Annotated in this window: 12 protein-coding genes; 9 read left to right on the forward strand and 3 right to left on the reverse strand. The window is 68.3% G+C overall.

The genetic code is table 11. The features are described from left to right. Positions 1-90 precede the first annotated feature (90 nt). Positions 91-645, reverse strand: coding sequence for a GAF domain-containing protein (locus tag MHA02_RS13355; protein ID WP_147079414.1), 555 nt, complete (start codon positions 643-645; stop codon positions 91-93). 64 nt (positions 646-709) lie between these two features. Then, positions 710-940, reverse strand: a complete 231-nt coding sequence (locus MHA02_RS13360; RefSeq protein WP_147079416.1) for a hypothetical protein — start codon at positions 938-940, stop codon at positions 710-712. Positions 941-1,160: 220 nt separating this feature from the next. On the opposite strand from MHA02_RS13360, the gene MHA02_RS13365 reads away from it, so the two are divergent. From MHA02_RS13365 to MHA02_RS13380, 4 genes are all read left to right on the forward strand, one after another. Further along, complete coding sequence (locus tag MHA02_RS13365) at positions 1,161-3,869, forward strand: TIGR02302 family protein (protein ID WP_147079418.1); 2,709 nt, start codon at positions 1,161-1,163, stop codon at positions 3,867-3,869. A 75-nt stretch (positions 3,870-3,944) separates the two neighbouring features. Then, a complete protein-coding gene (locus MHA02_RS13370) occupies positions 3,945-4,130 on the forward strand; it encodes a twin transmembrane helix small protein (RefSeq protein WP_147079420.1) in 186 nt (61 codons plus the stop codon). 116 nt (positions 4,131-4,246) lie between these two features. Further along, entirely contained in the window at positions 4,247-4,873 is a 627-nt protein-coding gene (locus MHA02_RS13375; RefSeq protein ID WP_147079422.1) for an acyloxyacyl hydrolase, read from the forward strand. 122 nt (positions 4,874-4,995) lie between these two features. Then, complete coding sequence (locus tag MHA02_RS13380; RefSeq protein ID WP_147079424.1) at positions 4,996-5,568, forward strand: cob(I)yrinic acid a,c-diamide adenosyltransferase; 573 nt, start codon at positions 4,996-4,998, stop codon at positions 5,566-5,568. 99 nt (positions 5,569-5,667) lie between these two features. Here the strand turns inward: MHA02_RS13380 and MHA02_RS13385 are convergent, their stop codons facing one another. Next, positions 5,668-5,916 (reverse strand): hypothetical protein, encoded by a 249-nt coding sequence (locus tag MHA02_RS13385; protein WP_147079610.1) that lies wholly within the window; start codon positions 5,914-5,916, stop codon positions 5,668-5,670. 413 nt (positions 5,917-6,329) lie between these two features. Between MHA02_RS13385 and MHA02_RS13390 the strand changes: the two genes are divergently transcribed. From MHA02_RS13390 to MHA02_RS13410, 5 genes are all read left to right on the forward strand, one after another. Beyond that, positions 6,330-8,780, forward strand: coding sequence for a PAS domain S-box protein (locus MHA02_RS13390; protein ID WP_238180252.1), 2,451 nt, complete (start codon positions 6,330-6,332; stop codon positions 8,778-8,780). Between the two features lie 66 nt (positions 8,781-8,846). Beyond that, the gene (locus MHA02_RS22705; protein ID WP_238180251.1) at positions 8,847-11,033 is read left to right on the forward strand and encodes a hypothetical protein; all 2,187 of its coding nucleotides are present in this window, start codon (positions 8,847-8,849) and stop codon (positions 11,031-11,033) included. Between the two features lie 194 nt (positions 11,034-11,227). Then, on the forward strand, positions 11,228-11,977 hold the full coding sequence (locus tag MHA02_RS13400) for an electron transfer flavoprotein subunit beta/FixA family protein (protein WP_147079426.1): 750 nt from the start codon (positions 11,228-11,230) through the stop codon (positions 11,975-11,977). Positions 11,978-12,053: 76 nt separating this feature from the next. Continuing rightward, positions 12,054-13,004, forward strand: coding sequence for an electron transfer flavoprotein subunit alpha/FixB family protein (locus MHA02_RS13405; protein WP_147079428.1), 951 nt, complete (start codon positions 12,054-12,056; stop codon positions 13,002-13,004). A 183-nt stretch (positions 13,005-13,187) separates the two neighbouring features. Continuing rightward, positions 13,188-14,069, forward strand: coding sequence for a 3-hydroxybutyryl-CoA dehydrogenase (locus MHA02_RS13410; RefSeq protein WP_147079429.1), 882 nt, complete (start codon positions 13,188-13,190; stop codon positions 14,067-14,069). Positions 14,070-14,076: the final 7 nt, after the last annotated feature.

The following is a 14,076-nucleotide window of genomic DNA, read 5'->3' on the forward strand; positions in this document are numbered from 1 at the left end:
GAAGGCCGGAGGCCGCTGCTCCGCTCTCGACGCGAACCGGATTGCGTCCGCCGCGTCTCGGCGGATGTACAGGCCCTGACGAAGCCGTCGTCAGCCTCCGGCGTGCTGTACGTGATCCTGTGGAGAGCGCTCCCGGGCTGCGTTCGTCCTGGTCGCCGCGCCGGTCCGAATGCGATCGAGGGCATCGCCGGCCTGACGGGCGAGCGCCTCGGCACGAAACACCGTCGCCTCATCCAGGAAGACGAGGGCGCACCAGTAGGCGCCGAGGGCGGCAACCGGCTCGGGCGAGCCAACGGGAACCATCACGAGGCTGCTGATCGACTTGTTGCGGTATGGCGCGACCGGGACGCGGGGATCGAGGGTGACGTCGGGCACGACGACCGTCTCGTCGTTCAGCATCGCCCAACCCGACACGCAGGCTTCGAGCGGGAAGCGTTGGCCTTTCCAAAGCGGCTCGATCGCATCCTCGGCGACGTAGTGGCAGCAACCGTCCTCACGCAGGACGACGGCCACTCCGTCGGCGCCGATCAGCCGCCGTGCGGATTGACGCAGGACGGAGACGACGTCGTCGAGCGAACGAGCCGCCGCGAAGCGTTCGCCGGTACGCTCCCATCGGTGTTCGGGTTCGAGGCCATCGTCTGACATCCATGCAAGCTAAGGTGCGCGCAGGGTGCCGTCCAGCCGGGCGTGGCTGCCTCGCAAAACTGTCTCAGGTCGTCTCGGCGTTCTGCTCGTCCATCCGGAGGGTCCAAAGCAGGTTGCCCTCCTTGTCCGTCAGCCAGGCGAGGTTGGTGCCCTCGATCAACAGGGTATCGGCATTGCTGAGGAGGGCGCCGATGGCCTCGCGAAGGTTGGCGACCTCAATGGTCTCGTCGCGGGCCGGCGGCCGGACGATGCCACGCTTATCTCGGAAGGCGACTCGAAGGCGGTAAGTGTGCACGGTGCTCTCGAACGGATCGGTGCCGTGGCTCCGAGGGTGGCGCTACGTCGCCGGCCGAACCGTACGATCGTACACATTTGATAAGAAGATGAAGCAAGGTCGCTTGTTCGGCAACCACCAAGCGTCACTGGGCGGATTTGACCCCATGGTGGACCGCTGCCACGGTGCTAGGTTCGTGCGTATGTAGGCCGGCAGCGGCCGGTACCAGAGCGGACCGACGATGAGCGAGGCCGAAACGGCGACCTCAGACGCACCACGCGATCCAGCACGGACGATTCTCGATCGGCTCGTGGTCCGGGCGCGGGCGGCGGGGCTGTTCGAGCGACTCTGGCCGGTGCTGTGGCGCGGGGCGGTGGTGGCCCTCGCCTTCCTGGCAGTCTCCTGGCTCGGGCTCTGGCTCGACCTGCCGCCACTCTGGCGGATGGTGGGTCTCGCCGCGTTCGCTGTCGCAGCCGGCGTGGCACTGGTTCCGCTCTTTAGGGTTACCCGACCCGACCGTCGGCAGGCGTTGGCGCGGATCGACCGCGAATCCGCGCGGACAGGGCGGGCCGGGGGCGCGGAGGTGCACGATCCGGCGTCCGCCATCGAGGATACGCTCGCCGTCGGCACCGCCGATCCGGCGACGAAGGCGCTCTGGGCCTTGCACCAGCGCCGGGCGGCAACGGCCGTCGCGAGCCTGCGGGTCGGGGCACCCAGGCCCGACATGCCGAGGCACGACCCTTTCGCCCTGCGGGCCGGCTTCGTCGTGGCCGCGATCGCCGCCCTGTTCGTGGCCGGCCCCGAATGGCGCGAGCGCGTCGGCGCCGCCTTCGACTGGCGCGAGCCGCCGGTAGCCGCCCCGAGCTTCCGCGTGGACGGCTGGGTCGACCCACCGCTCTACACCCGGCTGCCGCCGCTGATCGTGACGATGTCCGGCAGCGGCGCGGCCAAGCCCGCCGAGCAGCGCCTGCGTGCGCCGGTGAATTCGACGCTGATCGTGCGCATCGCCGGTCGCGGCGAGGCGGTGCTGACGCCGAATTCGGCGCTTGAGCCGATCCGCAAGGATGCCAAGGCCGATGCAGGCGCGCGCAAGGCACCCCCGAGCGGCGTGCCCTCCAAGACGGCGCAGTCCGACCTGCGTGAAGAGCGGTTTCGGCTCGTCGGCGGCACCGCGGAACTGAAGATCGCCACCGAGGGTGCCGAACCGCAGCGGCTCGTCATCGAGAGCATTCCCGACACCGCGCCGGAGGTCGAGCGCATCGGGAATCTCGACGTCAACGGCCGCGGCACCTTCAACCTGACCTATCGCGCCAAGGACGATTACGGGATCGCGTCCGCCGAGGGGCTGCTCGAGCCGCTGAAGGCCGGCCGCTCGCTCGTGCCGGTGCCGAAGCTCAATCTCGCCCTGCCGGCCGATGCCACCGGCGCGACCGATACGAAGACGCTCGTCGACCTCACCGACAATCCCTGGTCGGGTGCGCGGGTACGGCTGACCCTCGTGGTGAAGGACGAGGCCGGACAGGAGGGGCGCACGGCGCCCGCCGAGATCACGCTCCCGGCCCGCCCCTTCATCCAGCCACTCGCCCGCGCGCTGGCGGAAGAGCGCCGCCGCCTCGTCACGGCGCCGGACGACGACCGGAAGCGGGTGCAGATCGCCATCGACGCGCTGATGATCGCGCCCGACCGCTTCACGCCGCAGCCCGGCATTTTCCTGGGACTCAAGACGGCGTCGGACCGTCTGCGGGTGGCAAAGTCCGACGAGGACCTGACCGCGGTGGCCGACCTTCTCTGGGAGATGGCCCTCAAGATCGAGGACGGCGATCTGTCAGACGCCGAAAAATCCCTGCGCGCGGCTCAGGACCGCCTCAAGGAGGCGATGGAGCGGGGAGCACCGGACGAGGAGATCAAGAAGCTCACCGACGACCTCAAGAAGGCCCTCGACCGCTTCATGAAGGAGTTCGCCGAGCGCCAGAAGCAGGACCCGAAGAGCGGCCAGCAGCAGGCCGAGAAGCAGCAGGGCCAGCAGAAGACCGTCACGCCGGACCAGCTCCAGAAGATGATCCAGGAGATGCAGGAGGCGATGAAGCGCGGCGACACCGCCGAGGCTCAGCGCAAGCTCGAAGAACTGCGCAACATCCTCGAGAACCTGCAGAGCGCTCAGAAGGATCAGAAGCAGAACCAGCAGCAGTCGCAGATGAACAAGCAGGCGCAGGAGCTCGACCAGATGTCGCGCGACCAGCAGAAGCTGCGCGACCAGACCTTCAAGGACAGCCAGGAACAGCAGGACAAGCCTCGCCAGGGCCAGCGCGCCCCACGCGGCCAGAAGCAGCCGGGCCAGCAGGAGCAGGGCAAGAACGGCCAGCAGCAGGAGGGTCAGAAGGGCGGCCAACAGGGCCAGGGCGGCCAGGGTCAGAAGGGCGGCCAGCCTGGGCAGCCGCCGGGCCAGGGCAGTACGGGCCAGCAGCAGCAGGCCCTGCGCGAGCAGCTGCAGGATCTGCAGAAACGCATGAAGGAGCAGGGTCTCGAGGGCGAGCAGGGCCTGTCCGACGCCGAGCAGGCCATGAAGGAAGCCGAGGACGCGCTGGGCCGCGGCCAGGGCGATCAGGCGGTGGACGCGCAGGGCCGTGCCCTTGACGGCCTCAAGAAGGGCGCCGAAGGCATGCAGCAGCAGATGCAGCAGCAGGCCGAAGCCGACGGCCAGGGCCAGGGCCAGCAGGACGGCGAGAGCCCCGGCCAGCAGGGCCAGACGGGCGCGGCCGACGACGACCCGCTCGGCCGCCCGACCAAGGGCCGCGATCTCTCGAACGGCAATGTCCGCGTGCCCACCGCCGACGAATCGGCGGTTCAGCGGACCCGCCGGATCATGGAGGAGCTGCGGCGCAAGCTCGGCGACCCGACGCGTCCGCAGGAAGAGCTGGATTACTTCGAGCGTCTGCTCCGCCGGAATTAATTTGTCCGCCAGCGCCTTGGCGGACGGGTCGCGCCTGCTCTAGGAGGCGCTGACACAAGTCCAGGGACGTCTGTCATGTCCACCAACACCATCGTGCTCGCCGCCTGCCTCGCGGTCGCCGCGGTGCTCCTCCTCGGCCTCGCCAACATGATGCGCGGCGGCAGCGCCAATCTCTCGCAGCGGCTGATGCGGCTGCGCGTGCTTCTGCAGTTTCTGGCCATCGTGGTGATCATGGGCGTGCTGTGGTGGCGCTCGGCCTGACCTGTTGCGGGCAAGTCGCACTCTTCGGCGAACGTACCCGCAAGGGATGAATCCCGGTCCCCGGCAAGCATGGCCGTGATAGGTGGTAAGGCCTGACAAGTCCGGATCGGTCGCCGATGCACGCCACGCTCACCCGCCTCCTCGCCGGCGCCCTCGCCCTCACCTCCGTCGCCCAGGCGACCCAGGCGGCCGACCTGGGCTACGCCCGTCAGCCGGCGCCCCTGCCCTACCTCGCGCCCGTGAAGCCCTACAGCATCGTCTCCGAGGTCCGGATCGGCGGCGCGGTGCAGGATCCCGGCAGCGCCGAGGGCGGAACCAACAACATCAACGGCGAAATCCTGTTCGCCAAGCCGCAGGTGTTCCAGGACGAGTTCTGGCAGCGCGCGATTCCCCGCCCGACCGTCGGCGGCAGCTACAATTTCGGCGGACGCACCAGCTACGCCTATATCGGCGGCACCTGGACGGTGGACCTCTTCCCCGAGACGCTGAACAACTTCGTATTCCTCGAAGGCTTCTTCGGCGCGGCCGCGCATAACGGCCAGACCGGCGAGAAGGTGCCCGGCAACATCACCATGAACGCGCTGGGCTGCAGTCCGCTGTTCCGCGAGGCGGCGGCCCTCGGCTTCCGGCTCACCGAGCATTGGAGCATCATGGCCACCGTCGAGCACATGTCGAATGCAGGCCTCTGCGTGAACAACCGCGGCCTCACCAACTTCGGCGGCAAGCTGGGTTACACGTTCTAAGCTTCGCGATGCTGCCGGGCGCGCTGGTCGCACCCGACGGACGGACTTCTGCCTTGCAAAGGCCCGCCGCGCGCGAGACACCCGCGTCCGGCGGGCTTTTTGTCGGCACGAGGGGACAGGCCGTGGTCAAGCTCAACAAGATCTACACCCGCACCGGCGACAAGGGCACGACGGGCCTCGCCAACGGCGAGCGGCGCTCCAAGGCGGACCTCCGGGTCGAGGCCTATGGCTGCGTCGACGAGACCAACGCCTGCGTCGGCCTCGCACGGCTCCACGCCGATCCGCAGATCGACGCGATGCTGGCGGCGATCCAGAACGACCTCTTCGATCTCGGCGCCGACCTCGCCACACCACCGAGCGACAAGCCGCTGGAATACGAGCCCCTACGCGTCGTCGCCTCGCAGGTCGCGCGGATCGAGACCGACATCGACGCGCTGAACGCCGATCTCGCGCCGCTCACGTCCTTCGTCCTTCCGGGCGGCTCGGCCTTCTCGGCGGCCTTGCACCTTGCCCGCACGGTGTGCCGCCGGGCCGAGCGCGTCACGGTAGCGCTCGCCGCCATCGACTCGGAAAAGATCTCGCCGGAGGCCGTGCAGTATCTCAACCGGCTGTCGGATTTTCTTTTCGTCGCCTCCCGCGTCGCCAACGCAAACGGCGCCGACGACGTGCTCTGGGTGCCCGGCAAGAACCGCTGACGAACGCTCGCCACCCCTATCCGGGCCGCTGCGGCATAGCGGAAGTCGCTCCGCAGAAGGGGTCCGGCGAAACCAGCCGGAGAACCAGGTTTAGCCGGTTCAGGAGGCGCTCAACCGCACGGTATTCGCCGCCACGTGCTCCCGGTAGCGCGCGACCACCGTCTCGGCCGAACCGCCGGTCATCAGCGTGCCGAACGCTTCGATCGAGGCATTGATCTTTTCCGCGACCATCGACTGGATCTCGTCCTGTCCAGCCTGTCCGCCCCAGGCGATCCGGACGAGGCGCAGTTCGATGACCTTCTGGGCTTCGATGCTCAACATCATTGCGCTGTGAAAGGGATTGTACATTCCGACTCCTGGTGAGCGTGCGCCGAATTTGACGGCGGCTGCGGCCATTGTGCGTTGCAACATAATAGCACGTGTAACGCGCCGCGCACGCGAAAAGGCGACGCATGGCAGCTACGCGGGCGCGGAGTCCGCGGACGGCAGCCGGCGCAGACCCGGTCGGTTTTCTTCGGGAGATGCGGCTGGCCGACCCGGGAACGGCGTTCCATCGCAACCGGAAGTGGCGCGCGTCGCGTAAGTGGTTGGCCGTACGCCATCTCTTGGAAGGTCTGCGACAGACCGGCCGTCACGTGCTAACGCGCAGTCCGGTCGGCACGCAGTCGCACCCTATCGCCTCACTTGACCGCCCGGCGCAGTTTGCCCGAACGATTGGTGCGGCATGGTGGTGCGACAGGCATCGTCGGGGCGGCACACGCATGATCATGACCGACATCGAGACAGAGCGCGCGTCGCAGGCGGCCGCGACGGCGGCGCGCCTCGAAGCGCTCGACCGCTACGCCATCCTCGACACCAGCCCCGAGAAAGGCTTCGACGACATCGTGCTGCTGGCCTCGCGGATCTGCGCGACGCCGGTGGCCCTGGTCAGCCTCGTCGCCGGCGACCGGCAATGGTTCAAGGCGCGCATCGGCTTCGACACTTGCCAAACGCCGCTCTCGCAATCGGTCTGCTCCTACGCGCTGCTGCAGCCGGGCCTTCTGGTCATCCCCGACCTGGCGGCCGATCCGCGCACCCGCGGCAACACACTCGTCACCGGCGAGCCCTTCATCCGGTTCTACGCCGGCGCCCGGTTGGAGACGCCCGAGGGCATCGCGCTGGGTTCCCTCTGCGTCATCGACACGGCGCCCCGCCCCGGGGGCCTGACGGAGGAGCAGGCGGGATCCCTCGAAGCGCTGGCCCGGCAGGTCATGACGCTGATGGAACTGCGCCGGGCGCAGGATTCGCTCCGGGCGGTGAACGTCTCCCTCGAAGCGCAGGTCGTCGAGCGCACCCGCGAGCGCAACAGGACCTGGGAGGTCAGCCCCGACCTCCTCGGCGTGGTCAACGCACAGGGACATTTCGAGACGTCGAATCCGGCTTGGCAGACCGTGCTCGGCTGGTCGTCCGAGGATGTGGCCGCGACGTTCTATGCCGACTTTCTCCACCCGGACGACGTCGAGCGGACGGACGCCGTCTGGCAGTCCCTGCAGGCCGGTCAGCCCGTCGTCAGCTTCGAGAACCGCTATCGCCGGACGGACGGCACCTATCGCTGGCTGTCCTGGGTCAGCGTGCCGGAGGGCGGCAAGGCCTATTGCAGCGGGCGCGACGTCACGGCCGAGAAGGCGCAGGCCGAGGAGCTGGCCGCGCGCACCATGGAGCGCGACCGCCTCTGGCGCAGCGCACAGGACCTGCACCTGATTCTCGATCCGGAGGGCCGCATCGTCTCGGCGAATCCGGCCGCGGCCACGCTGCTCGACCTTGATCCCGCCGAGATGGTGGGTCGGCCCGTCTTCGATTTCGTCGTGCCCGACGATGTGACCGTGACCCGGGACGCGCTGGCTCAGGCCGAGCGCGACGTGCTGCCGAGCTTCGAGAACCGCTTCTCCCACAAGGACGGCGACCCGCGCTGGTTCTCCTGGGTGGCGGCACCGGAGGGCGGACTGGTCTTCGCCACGGGGCGGCACATCACCGAGGAGAAGAAGTCCGCCGCCGCGCTCGCGGCGATCGAGGAGGCCCTGCGCCAGTCGCAGAAGCTCGAAGCGGTCGGCCAGCTCACCGGCGGCGTGGCGCACGACTTCAACAATCTTCTGACCGTCATCAAGTCGTCGACCGATCTCCTCAAACGGCCCGAACTCTCCGAGGAGCGCCGGATCCGCTATATCGGCGCGATCTCCGACACGGTGGAGCGCGCGGCCAAGCTCACGGGCCAGCTTCTCGCCTTCGCCCGCCGGCAGGCCCTGCGGCCGGAGGTGTTCGATGCCGCCCAGAGTGTTCGGTCGATCAGCGAGATGGTCGGCACGCTGACCGGCGCCCGCATCCAGGTCACCCTCAGCGTGCCCGACGAGCCCTGCTACATCGATGCGGATTCGAGCCAGTTCGATACGGCACTCGTCAACATGGCGGTCAATGCCCGCGACGCCATGAACGGCGAGGGCCGCCTGACCATCGGCGTCGCCTGCACCGCGGGGATGCCGGCGATGCGCGCGCTTCCGGCCGTATCCGGCTCGTTCGTAGCGGTGTCGATTACCGATTCCGGGTCGGGCATCGCACCGGCGCAGCTCGACCGCATCTTCGAGCCGTTCTTCACCACCAAGGGCGTCGGCCAGGGCACCGGGCTCGGCCTTTCCCAGGTCTTCGGCTTCGCCAAGCAGTCCGGCGGCGAGATCATGGTCGAGAGCGCTGTCGGCCGGGGCTCGACCTTCACGCTCTACCTCCCGCGCGCGGACCGCACCGGCGAGGGGGCCGAGGAGGTCGCCGAGGCCGAACCGGTGACGAACGGCATGGGCACCTGCGTGCTGCTGGTCGAGGACAATCGCGAGGTCGGCCGCTTCGCCGCCGAGACGCTGGCCGAACTCGGCTATAGTACCATCTGGGCCGCGAATGCCGACGAGGCGCTCGCGGAACTGGAGAAGATCCCGTTCCGGTTCGAAGTGGTCTTCTCGGATGTGGTGATGCCGGGCCGCGACGGCATCGACCTCGCCCGCGAGATCCAGCGCCGCCGCCCCGACCTGCCGGTGGTCCTGGCGAGCGGGTACAGCCACGTGCTCGCCCGCGAGGGCGCACACGGGTTCGAGCTGCTCCAGAAGCCGTATTCGGTCGAGGAGCTGGCGCGCGTGCTGAACAAGGCTGTGGGCCGCCGCCGGCGGCGGCAGAGCGTATCGCCGACGTGATCCGTCTCGCGTAACCGTCCTGCCGCCCCGGTCGAATGCTCTGCAGCAACCCGCGAGAGGTGCCGCGTGGACGCAGGACCAGCCGATACCGAGCGTCCCCAGCGATCCCGTATCGGGGTGGTGCTCCGTTGGGTGTGGCGGGCCTATGCGCGGCTCGTGCGCCTGCTGGTCATGGCGGTCGTCGGCACGCTGCTCCTGGCCTTCGGCGTGCTCTTCATCAACTACGTCGTGCTCTCGACTCCGACCGCGACGGCCTATCGCAACCTCGACCCGGCCCTGCCCGCCTGCCGCGACGGGCTCGCCCAGGGTTGGACGATCCTGGCCGATCTCGGGCGCGACACGCTGCGCGACGCGAGCGTGCCCGACGACGGCGGTTGGGAGGATTCCAGCAACGACGAGCGCGCCGCCGTTTCCAAGGACCCGGCCTGGCGTACGCGGCTACGCTGCGCGCTGCAGCGCCACGTAGTGCCGTCGACGAAGGCCGAGGGAAAGCCGCTGGATTACCATCTCGGCTTCCTCGAATTCCAGGAGACCGGCGAGCCCTATGCGCTGATCTCGCAGAACGCACGCGGCAGCGACGCGGCGATGACCTCGGCGATGCTGCGCGACCGGATGCACGACGCGTCCCGGCCCTCCGTCCCGGACGCGCAGCCGGTCATCACCCAGCTCGATGCGCTGAAGCAGCACCTCTCCAACGGCTCGCACTACGTCATCGTCTTCATCCACGGCTGGCGGCACGACGCCCGCATCGGCGACGGCAACGTCGCGGACATCAGACTCTACGCGGCCCATGCGGCGCGCTTTCTGCGGGAGCGCTGCCCGATCGATCCGAGCGCCTGCGCAATGAAGGTCACGGCGATCTATATCGGCTGGCGCGGCGCCCGCGTCGACGAGAAGGGCCTCAAGGCGGATTTCGGCGAGGCTGTCGGCGGGTTTCTCGGCAATCTGTCGGCCGGGGCGACGCTGTTCGACCGCAAGCCGGTGAGCGAGGCGATCGCACCGGCCGCGGTCTCGGCTTTGCGCACTTTGGAGGGCGTCCTGGCGCCCCCGCTCGGACATAGACCGGACGATCCGCGCGCGCATAACCGGATGGTGATCGCCGGCCACAGCCTCGGCGGCAACATGCTCGCCACCGGCCTCAAGGACGATCTCGTCAAGGCGGTGCGGCGGCACAAACCCGGCCAGATCATGCCGCCGGTCCTCGGCAACCTCGTGCTCCTGATCAACCCCGCTTCCGAGGCGACCAAGTGGACGGCGATCCAGCGCGAGGTCTGGAGCCGCACCGCGACGCATGCCGACCCCAACACGCCGCTCGCAGAGGTCCAGCGCGACACCGGCTTCTTCCCGGCCGTCCAGAAGCCGCTGGTGGTCTCGGTGACGGCCGCCCTCGCCTTCCCGGCCGGCGGGCTGCGCGCGGGCGACTGCGCCTGGATCGGGCTCGACCTCGACGACGACTACAAGGAGGCGCGGGCGCGGATCCGCGACCGGCTCAAGAGCACCGACACCATGTTCGATGCCGGCGTCGACTACGACTGGGCGACGCACGACCTGTTCCCGACCTTCAAGTTCGATTACCGCCCCGCCGCCGGCTGGCTCGGCCGGGCCGCTGCCCGCATCGAGCGGCGTCGGCCGGATGGCGAGAGCTGCACGCGCCCGCCGCCGGCGGACTGGCTCTCACGGATCGAGACGCTCCCGATCCGCGCGCTCGCGCTGCTCGCTCGGACCTTCCCGTTCCAGGATTCGTCCCGCGAGGACTCGCACACGATCGGCAACCTCGACCCGCCGCGACCGGCCGCCGGCGTGCTGGCGGACGCGCAGCCTTCGGCCTCCCCGTTCGGCACCACGCACGAGCTCCTCGGCCTCAACGCCTCGGGCGCGGAGCGGCATCACCCCTACGCGACGCTGGCGGACGCCCCGATCCCGTGCCCCCCGACCAATCGCTGGCTCACCCGCGCACGGGCGGCGCAGGCGAACCAGTTCGGGCTGTTCTGGGACAGCGAGGCCCTCGCGCCCGCCGATCGCGGCGTGCGCGGCCAGGGCGTTCCCGCGGCGGAATTTCTGCACGGTCTGCAATTCACCGGCATCGCGCCGATCACCGCCGCCAACGACCCGTTCTGGAACGTGCGCGCCTTCGACAACGCCCTCTCGCGCCACGACGGCTACCGCTTGTCGTCGTTCATCTGCGCCATGAACCAGCTCGTCCTCGACGACATCACCGGCGTGCCGGCGGACATGATCAGCACCATGCGGTGACGACGGGTCGGCAGATCCGGCAGAATCGCAGCCCTGGCCGCCACCTCTCGGCCGGCGGCCTGCGTTGACAAGCGCGAAATGGCCTCGTTACGGTCCGCGCCCTAATTCAACCATGGTTGATCATCGTCGACGGTGCCGGCCGCCCGTTTCAGAGCGCCGGACCCTGCCGCGACGTGCCGGAGGAAGCTGCACCCATGAAGGTTCTCGTGCCCGTCAAGCGGGTTGTCGACTACAACGTCAAGATCCGCGTGAAGGCCGACGGTTCGGGCGTCGAACTCGCCAACGTCAAGATGTCGATGAATCCCTTCGACGAGATCGCCGTCGAGGAGGCGATCAAGCTCAAGGAAGCAGGCAAGGTCACCGAGGTGATCGCCGTCTCGATCGGGCCGGAGAAGGCCCAGGAAACCCTGCGCACCGCGCTGGCCATGGGTGCCGACCGCGCCATTCTGGTGAAGACCGACGTGACCACCGAGCCGCTGGCCGTCGCCAAGCTCCTCAAGGCCGTCGTCGAGAAGGAGAGCCCGGGGCTCGTCATCCTCGGCAAGCAGGCGATCGACGACGATTGCAACCAGACCGGCCAGATGCTCGGCGCCCTTCTCGGCTGGCCGCAGGGCACCTTCGCCTACAAGCTCGCGTTCGAGAGCGAGAGCATCGACGTGACGCGCGAGGTCGATGGCGGCCTGCAGACCGTGAAGCTGAAGCTTCCGGCCATCGTCACCACCGATCTGCGACTGAACGAGCCGCGCTACGCCTCGCTGCCGAACATCATGAAGGCGAAGAAGAAGCCCCTCGACATCCTCTCGGCGGACGATCTCGGCGTCGACGTCACCCCGCGGCTCAAGGTCATCAAGACCACCGAGCCTCCGGGCCGCTCCGCCGGCGTCAAGGTCGGGTCGGTGTCGGAGCTCGTCTCGAAGCTCAAGAACGAAGCCGGCGTCCTCTAGTATTTTTGGCCGTTTTGCGCCGCTCCCGCCCTGTGGTCGAGCGGCGCGCCCATCCACTGACCGTGAGAACCGACCGATGACCACGCTCCTCTACGTCGAGCACGCCAATTCCGAGATCAAGGACGGCACGCTCAAGGCCCTCACCGCCGCCAAGGACCTCGGCGCCCCCATCCACGCCCTGGTGCTCGGCACCGGCAGTAAGGCGGCGGCCGAGGCCGCAGGCCGCCTCGACGGCGTCGAGAAGGTCCTGAACGCCGAAGACGCCGTCTACGACCACGACATGGCCGAGCCGATCGCCGCGCTCATCGCCAAGATCGCCGGCCCCTACGACGCGATCGTCTCGTCCGCGACCACCACCGGCAAGAACATCCTGCCGCGCGTCGCGGCGCTGCTCGACGTCGCCCAGGTCTCCGACATCATCAAGGTGGTTTCGCCCGACACCTTCGAGCGGCCGATCTATGCCGGCAACGCCATCCAGACGGTGCAGGCGCCGGACGGCAAGAAGGTCATCACCGTGCGCGGCGCCTCCTTCAAGGCTGCCGGCGAAGGCGGCTCGGCCGCGCCTGTCGAGGCCGTCCCCGAGGGCGCGCAGGAGTCCGGCGGCTCCGCCTACAAGAGCGAGGAGATCGCCAAGTCCGACCGTCCCGAATTGGCGTCGGCCAAGATCATCGTCTCCGGCGGCCGTGCGCTCGGTTCGTCGGACAAGTTCAAGGAGGTCATCGAGCCCCTGGCCGACGCCTTCGGCGCCGGTGTCGGTGCCTCGCGCGCGGCGGTGGATGCCGGCTACGCCCCGAACGACTGGCAGGTCGGCCAGACCGGCAAGGTCGTGGCGCCCGACCTCTACGTCGCGGTGGGTATTTCCGGCGCGATCCAACACTTGGCCGGCATGAAGGATTCGAAGGTTATCGTCGCCATCAACAAGGACGAGGACGCGCCGATCTTCCAGGTCGCCGATTACGGCCTCGTGGGCGATCTCTTCCAGATCGTGCCGGAACTGCAGGCCGAAGTCGCCAAAGCCAAGGGCTGAATCCGAGATTGATCCGACCCGCGATTCGGGTTTGAGAAATTTCGTATACTACTGGACCTTCGGGGGGCTCCCCGAAGGCCTGAAATACTCTATGACGCACGTTTGACGTCATTGTTGCGCTGCCGCATTGTGATCGATGGATTACGCGGCGCGGCCGCAATGTCTGAGGATTCGGGAACGGCAATGGCCCTCGATATCAGGACCGTCGGCATCATCGGCGCCGGACAGATGGGCAACGGCATTGCCCATGTCTGTGCTGCAGCCGGCCTCGACGTGCGGCTGAACGACCGCGACCCCGACCGTATCACGGCCGGCCTCTCGCTCATCGAAGGCAACCTGACCCGGCAGGTTCAGAAGGGCACGCTCAGCGAGGACCAGCGCCGCGGCGCCCTCGACCGCATCGGCGCGGCCCGCGGCTACAAGGATCTCGAAGCCTGCGATCTCGTCATCGAGGCCGCCACCGAGGACGAGGGTACCAAGCGCCAGATCTTCCAGGCCCTGTGTCCGTCGCTGCGCCCGGACACGCTGATCGCCACCAACACTTCGTCGATCTCGATCACGCGACTCGCCGCCTCGACCGACCGGCCGGAGCGCTTCATCGGTATCCACTTCATGAATCCGGTTCCGCTGATGCAGCTCGTCGAGCTGATTCGCGGCATCGCCACGGAAGATCCGACCTACGAATCGGCGAAGCGCTTCATCGCCAAACTGGGCAAGATCTCGACGATGTCGGAGGATTTCCCGGCCTTCATCGTCAACCGCATTCTGTTGCCGATGATCAACGAGGCGATCTACACGCTGTACGAGGGCGTCGGCTCGGTCGAATCCATCGACACCGCGATGAAGCTCGGCGCGAACCACCCGATGGGTCCGCTCCAGTTGGCCGATTTCATCGGCCTCGATACCTGCCTCTCGGTGATGCAGGTGCTCTACGAAGGGCTGGCCGATTCGAAGTACCGCCCCTGCCCGCTGCTCGTGAAGTACGTCGAGGCCGGCTGGCTCGGCCGCAAGACCAAACGCGGATTCTACGATTATCGCGGCGAAACGCCTGTCCCGACACGCTGAGCAAGTC

Source organism: Methylobacterium haplocladii (assembly GCF_007992175.1).
Lineage (GTDB): Bacteria > Pseudomonadota > Alphaproteobacteria > Rhizobiales > Beijerinckiaceae > Methylobacterium > Methylobacterium haplocladii.

Bases quoted from the DNA above. Each gene is read 5' to 3' on its own strand.
- MHA02_RS13375 (WP_147079422.1), top strand. From the start codon at position 4,247: ATGCACGCCACGCTCACCCGCCTCCTCGCCGGCGCCCTCGCCCTCACC.
- MHA02_RS13410 (WP_147079429.1), top strand. From the start codon at position 13,188: ATGGCCCTCGATATCAGGACCGTCGGCATCATCGGCGCCGGACAGATG.
- MHA02_RS13385 (WP_147079610.1), bottom strand. From the start codon at position 5,916: ATGTACAATCCCTTTCACAGCGCAATGATGTTGAGCATCGAAGCCCAG.
- MHA02_RS13400 (WP_147079426.1), top strand. From the start codon at position 11,228: ATGAAGGTTCTCGTGCCCGTCAAGCGGGTTGTCGACTACAACGTCAAG.
- MHA02_RS13390 (WP_238180252.1), top strand. From the start codon at position 6,330: ATGATCATGACCGACATCGAGACAGAGCGCGCGTCGCAGGCGGCCGCG.
- MHA02_RS13405 (WP_147079428.1), top strand. From the start codon at position 12,054: ATGACCACGCTCCTCTACGTCGAGCACGCCAATTCCGAGATCAAGGAC.
- MHA02_RS13370 (WP_147079420.1), top strand. From the start codon at position 3,945: ATGTCCACCAACACCATCGTGCTCGCCGCCTGCCTCGCGGTCGCCGCG.
- MHA02_RS13355 (WP_147079414.1), bottom strand. From the start codon at position 645: ATGTCAGACGATGGCCTCGAACCCGAACACCGATGGGAGCGTACCGGC.
- MHA02_RS13365 (WP_147079418.1), top strand. From the start codon at position 1,161: ATGAGCGAGGCCGAAACGGCGACCTCAGACGCACCACGCGATCCAGCA.